The sequence below is a fragment of the Shewanella sp. HL-SH8 genome, assembly GCF_051165765.1.
Classification (GTDB): domain Bacteria; phylum Pseudomonadota; class Gammaproteobacteria; order Enterobacterales; family Shewanellaceae; genus Shewanella; species Shewanella glacialimarina.
In genome coordinates this window covers 1848851-1865618 of sequence record NZ_CP195039.1, presented here as the reverse complement: position 1 = coordinate 1865618, position 16768 = coordinate 1848851, and the positions used below count along the sequence as shown (strand labels likewise).

General features: G+C 39.6%; 10 protein-coding genes and 1 pseudogene. 4 read left to right on the top strand and 7 right to left on the bottom strand.

From position 1 onward, the window contains the following. Positions 1-153 precede the first annotated feature (153 nt). Positions 154-1659: a peptide MFS transporter gene (locus tag ACRWQN_RS08295; RefSeq protein WP_434928784.1), complete on the top strand. Its 1506-nt coding sequence runs from the start codon at positions 154-156 to the stop codon at positions 1657-1659. Positions 1660-1825: 166 nt separating this feature from the next. Here ACRWQN_RS08295 and ACRWQN_RS08290 read toward each other — a convergent pair whose 3' ends face one another. From ACRWQN_RS08290 to ACRWQN_RS08265, 6 genes and pseudogenes are all read right to left on the bottom strand, one after another. Further along, on the bottom strand, positions 1826-3631 hold the full coding sequence (locus ACRWQN_RS08290; RefSeq protein WP_434940432.1) for a M1 family metallopeptidase: 1806 nt from the start codon (positions 3629-3631) through the stop codon (positions 1826-1828). 1156 nt (positions 3632-4787) lie between these two features. Beyond that, on the bottom strand, positions 4788-5759 hold the full coding sequence (locus ACRWQN_RS08285; RefSeq protein WP_434928782.1) for a PstS family phosphate ABC transporter substrate-binding protein: 972 nt from the start codon (positions 5757-5759) through the stop codon (positions 4788-4790). A 188-nt stretch (positions 5760-5947) separates the two neighbouring features. Further along, a pseudogene (locus ACRWQN_RS08280) lies at positions 5948-7273 on the bottom strand (IS4 family transposase). A 119-nt stretch (positions 7274-7392) separates the two neighbouring features. After that, positions 7393-8691: a phosphate regulon sensor histidine kinase PhoR gene (gene phoR / locus ACRWQN_RS08275; protein WP_434940618.1), complete on the bottom strand. Its 1299-nt coding sequence runs from the start codon at positions 8689-8691 to the stop codon at positions 7393-7395. A gap of 148 nt (positions 8692-8839) precedes the next feature. Then, positions 8840-9529, bottom strand: coding sequence for a phosphate regulon transcriptional regulator PhoB (gene phoB / locus ACRWQN_RS08270; RefSeq protein WP_226415983.1), 690 nt, complete (start codon positions 9527-9529; stop codon positions 8840-8842). 204 nt (positions 9530-9733) lie between these two features. After that, positions 9734-10663 (bottom strand): porin, encoded by a 930-nt coding sequence (locus ACRWQN_RS08265; protein WP_434940431.1) that lies wholly within the window; start codon positions 10661-10663, stop codon positions 9734-9736. A gap of 303 nt (positions 10664-10966) precedes the next feature. Here ACRWQN_RS08265 and rdgC point away from each other — a divergent pair, with 303 nt between their 5' ends. Next, the gene (gene rdgC, locus ACRWQN_RS08260) at positions 10967-11878 is read left to right on the top strand and encodes a recombination-associated protein RdgC (protein WP_434940430.1); all 912 of its coding nucleotides are present in this window, start codon (positions 10967-10969) and stop codon (positions 11876-11878) included. Between the two features lie 55 nt (positions 11879-11933). Beyond that, positions 11934-12491: a glutathione S-transferase family protein gene (locus tag ACRWQN_RS08255; protein WP_434940429.1), complete on the top strand. Its 558-nt coding sequence runs from the start codon at positions 11934-11936 to the stop codon at positions 12489-12491. Positions 12492-12545: 54 nt separating this feature from the next. On the opposite strand, the gene ACRWQN_RS08250 is transcribed toward ACRWQN_RS08255, so the two are convergent. Then, positions 12546-14372 (bottom strand): M61 family metallopeptidase, encoded by a 1827-nt coding sequence (locus ACRWQN_RS08250; RefSeq protein WP_434940428.1) that lies wholly within the window; start codon positions 14370-14372, stop codon positions 12546-12548. Between the two features lie 178 nt (positions 14373-14550). Here ACRWQN_RS08250 and ACRWQN_RS08245 point away from each other — a divergent pair, with 178 nt between their 5' ends. Beyond that, on the top strand, positions 14551-16701 hold the full coding sequence (locus ACRWQN_RS08245; RefSeq protein WP_434940427.1) for a tetratricopeptide repeat protein: 2151 nt from the start codon (positions 14551-14553) through the stop codon (positions 16699-16701). Positions 16702-16768: the final 67 nt, after the last annotated feature.

The following is a 16768-nucleotide window of genomic DNA, read 5'->3' as shown; positions in this document are numbered from 1 at the left end:
TGAACAATAAATCGGCCAAGATTGCCCAGATAAAAAGCACAACATCTTCTTGATGCAATGCTTAATCGCAATACTTTGCCTAAATTTGCAAACAATTATTCTGTGGTGCAACTTGTGCCGCAGCCAATCACAAGCTTTAAGGTGGAAAACTTAATGAGTGAAGTAAAAGCACCAGGAACGATGCTTGGGCATCCAAAAGGATTGTTCCTTCTCTTTACAACTGAATTGTGGGAACGATTCAGTTATTACGCAATGCGTGCCATATTGGTCCTTTATTTGGTTGATAAAGTTCAAACAGATGGTGGTAGTGGTTTAGGTTGGACGCCACAGGATGCATTATCTCTTTACGGAACCTTCACCGGTTTAGTCTATTTAACGCCGCTTATTGGGGGTTGGTTAGCAGATAATTACCTTGGCCAACGTAAATCTATTTATATTGGTGGTGCGTTAATGGCAATAGGGCAATTTACCCTTGCTGCGCCGCACAGCTGGTTTTCTGGTTTAGAAACCACTCTTTTCTATATTGGTTTAGGTACGTTGATATTAGGTAACGGACTGTTTAAACCTAACATTTCTACTATGGTTGGCGACTTGTATGAAGAAGGTGATCACCGTCGAGATGGTGCATTCACTATTTTTTACATGGGCATCAACGTTGGCGCCGCGCTATCGGGTATTATTGTAGCTTGGGCTTACACCACTTTTGGTCATACTGAAGTGGTTGCAGGACAAGAGGTATTTGTTAACAACTGGCAGGCTGGTTTCTTCTGTGCAGGTGTTGGTATGGTTGCATCGTTAATTATTCAATTCTTTTTTGCTCAAAGATTACTTGGCGATATAGGTACTGTTCCAGCGGCAAAACTCGAACGAGACAGGAATGCACTTAAGGGCCAAGTCCGCAGTGAGCCACTGACTAAAATTGAACGTGATCGCATAAAAGTGATCATGATTATGGGTCTATTTACCATTATCTTCTGGGCTGGTTTTGAACAAGCCGGTGGATTAATGAACCTATTCACCAATAACTTTACTGACCGTATGATTGGTAGCTGGGAAGTGCCTACCACTTACTTCCAATCACTGAATGCTATTTTTATCGTCATTTTTGCTCCAGTTATAGCCTCAATTTGGATACGTTTAGGTAAGAACGAACCCAATTCGCCCGTTAAGTTTGCCCTTGGTCTAGTGTTACTTGGCATTGGTTTCTTATTCATGATTGGTGCTGTTTTACAAATGGGCGGCGACGCTTCAATCAAATCAAGCATGTGGTGGTTAGTCGGCGCATATTTCTTCCATACTATGGGTGAACTATGTTTATCACCAATTGGTTTATCTATGGTCACTAAACTGGCTCCACTGCGTATAGCATCACTTATGATGGGCGCATGGTTCCTATTTATTGCTATTGCAAACAAAGTTGGCGGATTAGTTGGTTCACTCATTGGCCACGGTGGCAGCGTTGAAGATCAACTTGCCAATGCAATGTCAATCTTCGCGGGCATCGCAATTACAGCGGCGGTTTCAGGTATAATTTTATACTTCATGGCTGACAAGTTAGTGGATTGGATGCACGGTGCTGAAGGCCATAATGATTCTGAAGAAGAAGCATTAGCGGAAGAAATTGCCGTTACTGCTGAACACGAAGCGATTCAGCGTTAATCACTTGCTAGTGAAGTTACTAAGGTAGCTTAATAGATAAGTAAATCATCATATTAATGATTTAGAAATGGGCCTTAGATGAAAATCTAAGGCCCATTTTATTTGTACAGTCTTGATTGAATAATGATTACGATATAATGGTTAACTAGAATTTATTAACCTTCTCTCACCAACTCAATAGCTTATCTAATTGCACTTGCAGTGATGGGTGATATCCTGCCCTAGCCTTAGCGTATATTTGCTCAACTTCCTGTTTATACCCAGCAACCAATAACTCGCTATAAAGTGGTTTAACAAACTTAGCCCGCCCGACTGAGATGAGAAACGCCGATAAGGGTTCAAGCACGGGATCATAATGATTTCGAATAGCGACCCTAAACCAATCACAAACAATTTCTGCATTTTTACTTTGACTAAATAAAAAGGTGTCATCTAAATCAAGTAACTGTTCTTGGCTGATAACCTGTGGCAACTGATTTAAAAAATATTGCCAATGATGAACCCGCCAATCACTCACATTCAGCATTTTTGCTGGTTTTTTATGTTCAATTTCCATAAGCGCCAAATGTACTTTGTCTAAACTACTCGAAGAAGGAGGTACAAACCAATGAGGCAGTCCTTCACCATATACCCATTCATTTAATTCAACTTCAGATAACTTATCTGGAAAATTGGGTAATACATGTTGCAGCATATAAGCCATAAAAACTTCAGTGGTAATGGCTTTGAAAGCAAAGTGAGTGACATATTGAAACAAAAAAGCATCAAAGGATTCACGGCCAAAACGCTGCTCTAGTTCATGGACAAACATTGATGCTTTATCATAGGTAAAACGATTAAATGCCTGATTTGGATCTCGCGTTTGAACATTTGCAGGCAAGGTTTGATCTATCAAATCAACAGACTGCATTTCAGCTTCTAAACGAGTGTATTCATTCACCCATTCTAAATCAGCTTGCTCTTTGCCATATACAGCTTCAACGATACGATTAGTAAAGTAGGTGGTAAATCCTTCGTTAAGCCACAGATCACGCCATGTTGCATTACTAACCAAGTTTCCAGTCCAAGAATGTGCCAGCTCATGGGCTACCGTAGACACTAAACTTTTATCACCCGCTATCAAGGTAGGGGTCATAAATGCCAGCATAGGATTTTCCATACCGCCAAAGGGGAAACTAGGTGGTAATACAATCATGTCGTACCTTTGCCACGCATAGGGGCCAAGTAATGACTCCGCTACCTTGATCATCGCTTCTGTATCTTCAAACTCTTTAACCGCACTTGCTAGCATTGCTGGTTCGGTATAAATACCACTTCTGGGTCCTGTCGCTTCAAACGCTAAATCCCCTACCGCTAAAGCCAGTAAATGAGTCGGTATGGGCTTATCCATCACAAAATGGAAAATGTCATCTTTAGGCATCTGGGGATTATTAAGTGCACTCATTACCGCACGTAAACCATTATTAACTTTAATGGTGGCGTCGAACGTTACCCGCGCTTTAGGCGTATCTTGCAAGGGGATCCAGCTTCTGGCGTTAATCGGTTGTGATTGACTGAATAAATAGGGCTGTTGCTTACCTAAGGTTTGTTCAGGGGTTAACCACTGTAAGCCTTGGGCGTGTGGGGACGTGGCGTAATGAACGGTGACAGCTCTAATTGATTGATTAATCTGTATCACCAACTTTTGCCCTAAGATATCCCCTACATCTACCAGCGAAAAGTCAAGTTGTTGCCCTTGTAAGTCACTCACACTTATCAAGGTTAAATCACGGCAATCTAAAATAAGTTGTCCATGTTGACTAGATGACTCTTTAGTTAAATCAAAGTATAAGGTGACCTGCCCGATAAGTTGCTTAGCACTAAAATCAACTTCTAGATTAAGTTCTAAATGAGAAACACAAACCGTGTCAGTATTGGCACTTGAATGGTAATCATACTGATGGTCCCATGATGAAGTTAGACTAGTGGCCACTTTAATATCCTTAATTGCAGTTTTAGTTTTGACTGTTAAGTTAAGTCAAATTAATCGCACCAAACATAACATTTAAAAGGCTTCTTTAGTATCGCCCCTCTGAGCTTCGACAGGTTTATAGCCTTAAATTATGAGGGTAATAAAAATAATTAACTTTATTTGGAACTTTTATAAATAACGCCAGTCTGAATATATGAACCGAATTTTGTACACCCCAGTTTATTGAAAGTTTGAGTCTGTAAATGATTTTGTTCATCATCATCTCCCCACTCGATAGTGAGTTATCCTATCAACAGAATTGCACATTGCAGTTACAGCAACCTTAATAGGTTGCTTTTTTTTAACTATTTTTTGAGGTCGAAGCCGTCACCCAGTTTATGGATAATCTTTTTCTTGCACATTGATAAAGCGGATTTTATAACGCTGCGCTCATCAAACGATAGAAAAACATTTCTAACACTAACCTTGAGTCCTTTTCATCAGAACAGAGCTGTCAGATAATACTCGGCACATTTTTGTTACTTTTTTATCTTTATTTGGAACTTTTATAAATAACGCCAGTCTGAATATATGAACCGAATTTTGTACACCCCAATTTATTGAAAGTTTGAGTCTGTAAATGATTTTGTTCATCATCATCTCCCCACTCGATAGTGAGTTATCCTATCAACAGAATTGCACATTGCAGTTACAGCAACCTTAATAGGTTGCTTTTTTTTTGGCTGTTTTTTACCGATTGTCTTTAAAAACACCGTAACGGCTAAGCTGCCACTATGTTTTAGTGCCATCATTTTTAACAGGCGTTTTATAGTAAAGTGCTTTCTAATAAGAAAGCGGCGAGCAATGTTAGTGGGAACAGTACTTAAGATAGTTAATTCAATTTTTTTATCTTTATTTGGAACTTTTATAAATAACGCTAGTCTGAATATATGAACCGAATTTTATATACCTACTTTTACTGAACGTTTGAGCCTGTAAATGATTTTGTTCATCATCATCTCCCCTCTCGATAGTGAGTTATCCTATCAACAGAATTGCACATTGCAGTTACAGCAACCTTAGTAGGTTGCTTTTTTTTGCTTCCAAAATACCGCTAAGCTCGAAGCAAAAAAAAGACCTCACTATGGAGGTCTTTAATCGTGCAACTTAATTTAGTTTAAAGACGGATGCCGGCTTTCTCTAAATCTTTTGCTATTACTGTGCGAGGTAATGGTACATAACCATCTTTTTCAACAACTTGCTGACCTTGCTTAGATAATATGAAGCGAATGAACTCACGATCCATTGGCGATAAATCTTTGTTTGGGTGCTTGTTGATATAAACGTACAAGTAACGAGAAAGTGGGTAAGTCCCATTAGCAGCATTGGCAGCTGATGCGTCGATAAACTTATCACCTTTCTTAGATACAGCTACAGCTTTTACACCCGCTGTTTTATAACCAATACCAGAGTAACCAATTGCGTTAAGACCTTGAGATACAGACTGTACGACAGATGCAGAACCTGGTTGCTCATTCACATTTGGACGGAAATCGCCTTTACATAATGCTTTTTCTTTAAAGTAGCCATAAGTACCAGATACTGAGTTACGGCCGTATAATTGGACATCTTTTGCTGTCCAGTTACCGTCTAGGCCTAAGTCACCCCAACGTTCAACTTGCTTACCACCACACTTGTTTGTTGAAGAGAAAATGCTATCGATTTGCTCGATGCTTAATCCTTTAATTGGGTTATCTTTATGCACAAACACAGCTAAAGCATCAATTGCAACACGAATAGCCGTTGGTTGGTAACCGAAATGCTTTTCAAATGACTCAACTTCATTAGGCTTCATTTTACGGCTCATTGGACCGAACTGTGAAGTTCCTTCAGTTAATGCTGGAGGCGCTGTAGAAGAGCCAGCTGCTTGAATTTGGATATTAACATTAGGATATATATGCTTAAACTCTTCTGCCCATAACGTCATCATATTCGCTAACGTATCAGAACCAACAGAAGACAAGTTACCAGAAACACCACTTGTTTTTTCATACATAGGTAACGTTTCATCAATTGCAGCCATAGATGCTGCCGAGAACACACCAGCGGCTGTTAGGGTAATTGCGCCGACAAGTTTTTTCAGTTTCATTGTATTGCTCCAAATTAAGCGTGCTAAGTTTTTATAACGCAGTCAGTATCAACTCCAATGATGACAAGTCTATGACTATAATGTGACAGTTAGGTGACAGGTGAAATATATTTGCTGATTTAACATCATTATTGAAATAGTTAAGTCACAAAAATGAAAATGCCGTCATTATGACTAACACCATTCAGTTAAGAGTTTCTTCTCTTAACTGGATAGCGGGTTTTGTTAATTCGAACGGTCCTACTTTTGGGCCGTTTTCGTTTTTTGGGCAAGATAAATTGCTTAACGTTTTCCCTCATTGCTTTGAGCTTTTTAGGGATTGTTCCTGGCGAAGCAATTGCACACCACATCAACTCATCCTGTATATAGCGCATCGCCATTACAAAGCTAATCCGTAATGGTGACACTTCTGCCTCTTTAGCGATTTGGCTTATTTCAACTCGGATCAAGTTGTACGCTATCAGTAATCCCCAAATCTCCTGATAAATGCCTTCAACTGTCTGACTTCTTAATAAAATACTCTCATCAAGTTGATATTACTTGATTTCTCCATAGCCATTTTCTATCTCCCAGCGTTCGAAATAGACATCTAATATATCTTGAGAGGAGTATTTGCTTCTATTGGTTAATGAACTCAGCACACCTGTAATATGATTGCCCTGGGATTTTTCTTGATAGGTCACTAGTCTCGCATGCCACTTTTCAGGTAGCTCTGGGTTCTTTTTTCTCGCTTGTGGTGATACTGGCATCTCAACTAGATAATCGTTGTCAGCGTATTGCTCGATGACTTCAAAGCGTGTATTACTTTTGAGTGGTGTAAGCCAATGACTATTCTGGTTGGCTCCCCACCAACTTGTCATAAGATCTGCACTAAAGTAACCACTATCAAAAATAGTGAGAGAATTAGCTGGAACTGATCCAATTAGCTCTCGAGCATAACTAATTTCTCCTTTACTACACGGACCAAATTTTACATTTCTTATCATACGACTTCGTAATGACATGAGTGCGCATAAGCGGGCTACTGGGTATACGGACTGCTTTCTATGCTGATTACTGATATAGCCAAAATGCTCTGAATTCTCGGTATTTTCTGCACATCGAAATGTCGTTCCATCAACAGAAAATAACTGAAGACCATGCCATGTATCTTGGCTGTCTTCCCTATGACACCAGTGTTTAGAAGTGATATCAAAAAGGGCTTTAAGGGGAGCGGCTGTCAGTCGCTGTCTGGCTTGCGGGATAGCACTTGGCGCAACGGTTTCTCCCAACTTATCAACTAACGTTAAGTCGAGCTTGGAGACGACTTCAGCGATGGAACGATTTCGGTAGAGGCCAATTCCAACGATGAGCCAAACGACTAATTCTGCTGGAAGTTTTCTGCGCCTAATACTTGCTTTGTTGGTTAGCTCCAAAGCTTGTTCAATCCATTCCAACGGCAATTCTTTTTGAAAGATAGATAGTTCTTCGGGGGCGACAAGTAATTCAGTATCAATAAGCCAGTTAGACAACATAAAAAATGACTCCGTTCAAAAGAAGGAGCCATTTTCGTAGGATCATTTTTGCTGTCAACCGATCAGTTTCTTAACTGATCGGTGTTAGTCATTATGACGGCATTCTGAATATCAAAAAATTAGTTTTTCCTATCAATTAAATGGGTAGGAACGATAAAGCTAAAAGTACTGCCTTTACCAAGCTCACTCAATACTGTCAATTCACTGTGATGATGACTTAATGCATGCTTCACAATTGCCAAACCTAAGCCACTGCCGCCCGTCTTACTCGAGCGGGCGTTATCTACCCGGTAAAAACGCTCAGTTAAACGATTGATATGTTGAGGAGCGATACCCACTCCGGTATCTGTTACCGAAAACTTTGCACCACTGGCAACACTTTGCCATGTTATAGAGACTTTTCCTCCTGGTGAGGTATAGCGAATCGCATTTGATATTAAATTAGAGCATGCACTTCTAAGCTGCTGTTCTTGGCCATGAATATTTAATCCCGGTTCACAGAAAAACACCAATTCATATTGTTCTGCTGCTAATGCTTGAGCTTCAGTTTTAAGCTGACTAAACATGCTATCCATATTGACAGTGTGAGACAGATCAATGCTGGCTCCCGCTTCAATACGCGACAATGCCAGTAGCTGCTCTACCATAGATTGCATTCGGCTCGTTTGTTGCTGCATCATATTAAGCGGTTTTTGATTTGGTGAGTTATCGTCTTCCATGGTTTGCATTATCTCTAAATACCCCTGTAATACTGTCAGCGGGGTTTTTAGCTCATGGGATACGTTAGCCACAAAGTCTTTACGCATGCTTTCTAATTGATGAATGCGGGTAATATCGCGCGCCATTAATAATAACTGACGATCACCATAGGGCATTAGCCGAATTTCTAGCAGACGTCTTTCTGATACAGGCGATGGGATCTCTAAAGGTTCACTGAAATTATGTTTACGCAAGTAGGCTGAAAAATCAGGGTGACGAATGAGGTTATCAATTCGCTGGCCATTATCTTGTGGCCACACAAAACCTAATATTAATTGAGCCAGTTTGTTACACCATAAAATATTGTGCTCTGAATCTAGCACCACAGCAGCATCGGGCAGTGCTTCAGCACCTTGTCTGAAGCGTCCAAGTAATGATGCTAGCTGACCCACTCGACGGCGGTTTTTTCCTTGAAGCCGATAAATACCATTAAAAATACCCTCCCAGCTCCCCCGCCCCTGCGGTGGCGTAAGCTTTTTATCTTTCCATAACCAATGGCTTAACCTAGACAACTGACGGTAATGCCAGAACAGTAGTGCTGCGGAACCAAGAAGTATTGTTAACATTATATAGTCAACAATCCAGCCCACCAGCACTAATAGCAGTACCATCACCCCAAGGCGAAAAAGCAAGCGAAAGCCAGAATAAGAGTTCAATATACGTTACCTAAATCGCAGTATGGCAGTTAAATTAATCAATAATGATAATTTAACTGCCATACAGTGTGACTTCACATTTGAGTGGCTAGACTAGCACTTTTAGCTACTGCAAACATAGTGATATGAATATTCAAACAGTGAATATCCGCTACATCCTTGTTGAAAATCGGTAACCGGCTCCACGAACCGTTTGGATTAACTTATCGTGTCCGCCTTGCTCTATCGCTTTACGTAAACGTCGAATATGCACATCAACGGTACGATCTTCAACATAAACGTTTGTTCCCCAAACGTTATCAAGCAATTGTTCGCGGCTATAAACACGTTCTGGGTGTGTCATAAAAAAATGTAACAACCTAAATTCAGTAGGTCCCATATCGAGTACCCCATCACCTGCTGAAACACGATGACTAACTGGGTCTAATTGTAAACCTTGTACGTCTATTGTTTCCTCAAGCCTTGTTGGCGCACTGCGTCTTAATACAGCCTTAATACGTGCAACAAGTTCTTTGGGGGAAAAGGGTTTAGTGATGTAATCATCTGCCCCTACTTCTAAGCCTTTAACCTTATCTTCCTCTTCGCCACGGGCGGTAAGCATGATAATAGGGATTTGACGGGTAAACTCATCTTGCTTTAACCGTTTGGCTAATTGAATACCACTGCCTCCAGGGAACATCCAATCCAATAAAATTAAGTCTGGATAAGGTTCCGCTAATAACGCAATGGCGGAATCAAAATCTTCAGCTGCAGCGGTTGTAAACCCGTGTTGGTCCATCACAAATGTCAGCATCTCACGGATGGCTGATTCATCTTCTACAATTAAAATCCTTGCTGTCATATTCGCTTCTATCAGTAATTTGCCACGATGACCATTATTGGTCAGTTTTGTTACAGAATTATGATCTTGAAGATATTTAACCATATTCCTTGATAAACAGCTTCAAAATGCTTGGCTTAATTACATTTCAAAACTGATCCAATAACATTTTATACCACAAAGCAAAAAGGAGCCGCAGCTCCTTTTTTCATCTAAATATTAAGCTTAAAATTTATGCTCTAAACCTAAACCAAAATATGAGTCATCAACATCGCCAGAGTCATACATTGCATTAGTTGTGTAGTAAGCAAATAATTTAGTTGGCTTAGCCAATGTGTAATCTGCACCCACTGACATTGAGTCGCCTTTATTATCCATGTCTTGATACTGTGCTTTTAAGGTCACTGCATCTATGTCGTATGCAGCACTTAATAGATAACCATTATCTGTTACACCAGAGTTAAGCTTTTCTTGTTGCTGATACATACCGCCTAACACTAAACCAGCGACTTTACCTTGTACTGTAGCACGCGCAGTATCATAGCCTTTTACTTCAGAATCATAAGCTATTGCAGCATAAAATGGCGTTGCCTTTAAGCCTGAATCACCATAAGAAGCGGCCATACTCACGCCTGTGTTTTCGCTTTGCTCAGCATCGCCGTCAGCTACATACGTTAAGCCGAACTGGAAATCACTAAACATTGGCGTCATGTATGTCGCGGTTTGTGCCATACGGTTTTCACCTTTAAACACATTTTTGACATCACCAACTAAGTCGTTAAACTGATCAACTTTACCTTGTGATATTTTTAAAACGGTATCATTACGACCCACAGACACAAGACCAAAACCACCTTGTAAACCAACAAATTGGTTACGCGCTTTAAAGTTTTCTTTTACATCATCACCCGTGTCAACTTCATACTCAATAGTATAGAAAGCCTCAAGGTCATTACCTAAGTCAAAATTACCTTTCACGCCAAAACGTGAAGCATTACTCTGAATCGTTGTTTCTGTCTCACCGGCTACATCGTTAGATTGTGCTGATACATTTAACTTACCATAAACTTGTAATGGGTCTGCGGCGTATGCTGTTGATGCTGTTGCAGCTGTTACAGCGCAAGCCAGTAGAGTTTTAGCAAATAAGTTCATCATTTCATCCTTTCAACGTTTCTAATCATATGTGTTTACAGCTTGGGAACGAGCCGAAGTTTGCCTTGCTAATGTTTCAGAAATATTTCAGTCATTCAGAAAAAACTTAAAAACAAGCATAATTCACAAAACAAAAGTAACTTAATCATTGAATTTAAATAATAAAAATTTAATTAATTACTTTGTGACATTTTTATGAATTCAGTCATATGAATCAATAGACTGATTTAAAAGGCCTGTTTACCCAACCAATCAGATGCCGTAAACTGCTTGGCCAACTATTTATTAAATAATGAGTGTCTCTTTATGTGGTTTAAAAATCTCACCTTGTACCGTTTCAATAAACCGTTTTCCACCGACACCGAAGCGTTAGAAAAAGCCTTAGCAGATTTCACCTTTTCACCTTGTGGTAGCCAAGACATCAGTAAATTCGGTTTTTCAAATGCGCTGGGTAAAAAAGGTCAAGCTTTAGTCCATAGCGCAGAAAATCGTCACCTTATTTGCGTCACTAAAGAAGATAAAATATTACCTGGTCAGGTCATTAAAGAAGCACTTGATGAAAAAGTGGCTTTAATTGAAGATGCAGAAAACCGCACTGTGACTAAAAAAGAAAAAGATGCGATGAAGGATGACATCACAACCACATTACTGCCAAGAGCCTTCACTCGTCGTAGCCAAACCCGTGCGCTTATTTTGCCAGAACTGGAAATGATTTTAGTTGATAGCTCAAGTGCAACCAAAGCTGAAGAAATGTTAGCTTTATTGCGTAAAGCTTTAGGCAGTTTACCTATTATTCCACTCAGTTATGTCAAGCCGATTGAGCAAACCTTGACTGAATGGTTACAAGCGGGTGAAGCACCACAACCTTTTGAAATGCAAGATGAAGCTGAGTTAAAATCTGAATCAGACGAAGGTGGCATTGTGCGCTTTAAACAGCAGGTTCTACAAGAAGACGAAGTATTGGCACATTTAGCAACCGGTAAACAAGTGCACAAACTCGCGCTACATTTTGCTCAGTCTGTCGCATTTGTTATGCAGTCTGATACGAGCGTGAAACGGATTAAATTTTCTGAAGAGTTTAGAGCCGGTAACGGCGAAGTCGGTAATGAGGATCCTATGGCGCGTTTGGATGCAGATTTTGCCTTAATGGGCAGTGAACTTATCGCCTTTGTTCAAGCATTACATGGTGCATTTGGCCCAATGGAACAAAGTATTTAAGCTGTCACAATATCAATAAATATCTTACTTTTTTTAATAAGCGAAAGGAGTAGTAATGAAGCTATATGGAAGTTATACCTCACCGTTTGTCCGCCACTGCAGAATTGCATTGATGGAGTCTGGTCAGGATTTCGAATTTATCGAAACGGACCAAGCCAGTAGTGCGTTACTCTCGCCGACTCAACGGGTACCATTCCTACAACATGGTGATACTTTTTTAACCGATTCAAGTGCGATTTTATTTTATATCAGGCAGCAAGCTGGACAGCCATACTTAGGCACTCCAGCTGAACTCGATCTGTTTTGTATGGTCAATACCGCTTTAGACAGCACAGTTAATTTGTTCTTTTTAGAGAAAGATGGCGTTGATATCAACTCAGTCGCATATACCCAACGTCAAGCGGCTAGAATTGACTCAAGTCTTGCACAGTTTGAGCAACTAACATTAAGCGATAGCGCCCCCTATACCGACCCAGAGCTGCGTTTAGCGTGTTACTTAGACTGGGGGTTATTCCGTAATCGTATCAATATAGACAAGTGCTCTAATCTAAAAGGCTTTCTCAGTGGTATAGCAAAACATGCACCTTTTGCTAACACCAAACCACCGCAATAAAGATTAATAAAATGCCCATCAACTTGTTGATGGGCATTTTATTGTCTGGTTAAGCTACTTATCAGCCTTTATAAATTCACCTTTAGTATCAAATGGCCAATCTACGCCTAACCATGCTTTAAAAAAGGCTTTATGCTCGGCAGTCACTTTTTCAACAGGGGATATTGTTAGCTCACCTTTTGGTTGTTCGGCTAAAGTAAGACTGCGTTTTACCAGTTGATCATTATTAAATATCGTCAACTCAATAATGTCGCCAGGGTTAAAATCCGCTAAACGTTTATCCCAACTTGATGCACTCACTTTAAGTCCATTTACCGCAACAATTTGATCCCCTGCATTAATGCCAGCTTGCCATGCAGGGCCCTCTCGGGTCACAAATAAAATCGTTAAATCATCATATAAACCAGTTAGGGTTAAACCTGCATTCACTTCGGTTTTAGCCTCTTTACCGTATCCAAGTTGAAGACCAGCTTGTAATAACATGGCGTCAAAGTCCAAGGTGACGGGTGAGGTAACATTTTTACTCCACCACGCTTGATAATCTTTTCCTGATAAACCTTTGAGAATATTTTTAATGTCGCTGACGTTATAGCCCATCGGCACTTTAAAATCTTGATAAAGCTTTCTGTGCACATCACGAAATGAATGCTTCAACTTAGTTTGTGCAAGTAAATCAAAATCTAATGATAATGATGTCATGTAACCTTCAGCGTATATATTCACACTGTGATTAACGGCATAGTCACCCCAGGTACTGCTCCATTGACCTAAACTGGCTTCAGCAATCGATTGAATTTCACGGCCTGGATTATGTTGATTATTGACAATGCGTTTACTGAGATCATCAAAAAACTCTTCGGCGGTAATAATACCAGCACGCAATAATAACTGATGTTGGAAATAACTGGTTGAACCTTCTGCAATCCACAACAGTTCAGTCATATTTTCCGACTGATAATCGTAAGGCACTAATCCCTGAGGACGATAAGCTTTAACGTTCCAGCTATGAATAAACTCATGTGAAGCGGTACTGATAAAACGTAAGTAATCACTACGTTCTCGAAAACTAAAACGCGGTAATTGAATAACAGTTGAGTTTAAATGCTCAGTTGCCCCACTTACTCCACTGGTGGCGTGTACCATATAAACGTAACGTTCAAACGGATAATCATCCCAAATAACACTCGCCTGATGACTTATTTTTTCTAAATCGGTAATAATTTGTTTAGTGTCATAATTACCCTCGCCCCAAAACACAACCTCATATTCCCGTCCATCGGCTGTAAAACTAAAATGCTGATTAATACCCGTTTCTATTGGAGAATCTACCAACACATCGTAGTTATCAGCGACAAAGGAGTGGGCTTTTTTACCACTTTCCATGCCTGAATAACTGCGCCACTCTTTCGGCACAGACAAATTAACTTTTACCGCCTCGTCACGAAATGCAGGGCTATACATAAAAATACCACTGGCATCTAAATAAGCATGGCTGCGATCAATATGACGTAATCGATCGCCAAGTTCATTAGCATAAATTTGATATTGAACCGTTACACTTGAGGGTTTATGTAACTTTACCTGCCATTCGCCACTGGCAGTTCGATGCCAATCTAATGCTTTCCCTTCACTATCTGTGGCTTTAAATAATCTCACCCCATCGGCAACGGGTAATACTTGATATCGACCGGTACGCCACACTGGCAAATTAATAGTCAGAGAGCTTGTATCTGTTTGCGGAAAAGTCACCGCCACTTTGGCTAAATGATGCTGTGGCTGCGTTAAATCTATTTGATATTCAACATCGGCTAACGCTGGCGTCGTCCAACTGGCGACAAAAATAGCACTACTTAACATTATTGCTAAAGAGGTAGGTTTCACTGTGACATCCTTCTGGTATGATTCTATTATTGTTTTTATATTGATTTAGTTTTGCATTATCTTAAAAATTATAACAACCTATTGCTAGAGTCTCAGCAATAAACAACATCTGTTTACATATTATTACTCATTGTGAGTTTCCGGCGGTTGTCGGCTTATCAAGGAAGGTTTAGATTTTATGCGGCATATCATCATTTGGTGTTCACTGGTATTCATTATTTTGTCTGCATCAGCTAATGCCACTGATCTTGAATTACAGGAAATTACTTTTCGCGAAACACCACAAGAACTTTACCTTGAACTCAGATCCAGTACTCAGTTTCCATTAGAGTTTAGCAATAAGAGTCAATTTGATCTGATTGCCAAAAAGCTTGATATGTCACCCGATGATTTGATCCAACAATTAATATTGCTGGCTAGGCTTAACCTTGAATCAAATGTGAACTCAGATACAAAAAATGAGGATGCTCTCACTCTCATAAAGCAATTAAGAATAGTGGCAACCACACCGTTAGATAAAGCAGTAATTATTATGTTAAACGGGCGGTTAAGCGCGCGAGAAACCCAAGATTACACTTATGCAATAACCCAATATAACGATGCATTGAATAAGGTAAGCTCTGACTTATCACTGCAAGCCACCTTATTTAGATTTTCAATTCATGAGCACTTAAGTGGCTTATATAGAATGGTTTTACAACCATCACCTAACCTAACTCACTTAAACCGTTATCGAGAAATAGCTTATCAACTGCGTAATGACTATTTCATTGCACTAGCAGAATTAGAGCTAGGGCGTTATTACAATAGAAGAAGTGAACCGGCAAAGTCATTACAATATTATACAGAGGCTTTTCGTGTGGGTAACCGCATTAACTACCCAGGGATTAAAGCGCACGCTCAACTTAATTTAGCCCGTACTTATCGCGATTTAGAACAGTGGGATGAAGCGCTCAAACACGCCCATGATGCAACTACAAGTTTCCAGACTTTTGACCAAGGTTCATATACGGCAGAAGCCTTGACCGTGATTGCGATGATTTACGCAGGCAAGAAAGAATGGAGCAAAGCAATTGACTATTATCTTAATGCACAACAAGTTAACGAACGACTTGGTAATGAAATAGGTCAAGGTTTAAACAGCCACAATATTGCTGAGGCCTATTTAAACCTTAACAATGGGCCAGCAGCATTGGCTGCGATAGCCAAAGCTAATAGCATTTTCATCGCTAAAAATGTTACTCATTACTTAGTTTATAATGAAGCCTTGTACACAGAAATTCTGATTAAACTAGCAATGTGGCCAGAAGCCATTGAACATGCAAAGAAGTCACTCGTCTTAGCGACAGAAAAAAACTTAACAGATCAAAAGTTAGAAGCATTAAAATACCTATCAATGTCTTACCGAAAAGTGGGTGACTTAAATGCTGCCATAGACATTGTTGATGAAATTATTGAATTATCCAACGGAATAAACGCAGTAGAAGAAGATAATTCTGAGAGTTCGGGGCTCACTGAGCAAAAATTAAAATTCGATTTAAGCCTATTGCAAACAAAAGTTAACGAACAAAAGACTGCCCTTAATGACAGTCAGTTGATGACTATTTTATTACTCTGCAGCGCTATTGTCATTGTCATTGTATTGTTAGTGACCATAAGCCGTTCTCAGAAAATTATTAGAGCGCAACGAGAATATAAACAACAATACCTATTAGAGCCCATAAGCCAACTAAATGGATTCAGAGCCTGTATTCTACGTTTACAAAATGACAAACAATCTGAGATATCCACTTTTGCTTTACTTAAAATAGAAGCACTGACTCATAGCGATACCCAAATGGGTTTAACTGAATCAGCTAAAATTATTCAGTCGTTTATTAATGAATTAAGCCAGTTATTAACCGCAGATATCTACGTTATCAAGCCGGGACAATTTGCTTGTTGCTTTAATCATGCAATTAACGCGCAGGATTTATTGTCAACGATTGAAGGTTATGTCGCTAAAACCACACTTTTTAACCCCATAATACCCAGCTTTAACAGAGAAAAAAAATTATCGCGAATTTATATCGGTCATATTAATATGCCATTACTGGCCAACCCTGATATATCAGTATCTGCAGAACTGCATTTTGAGACCGCGCAATATGCTATTGCAGCAGCAATGACTCAAAACGAAAATACCTATGTATCAATCAAGACCCTTAACTTCGCTCCAGCTACTATTTTTAGTGTGCCACTCTATCTTAACCTCACACAAGCATTGAAAAGAGGGATAATCAAAGCTGACAGTAATCAGATCATTACTGAAGAATCTTGGCCAAGTTAAATATTGCACAATTATTCAGCGAACATTAGTAATCATCATCTTTTGTGCTGATTTTAGATACCCGTCT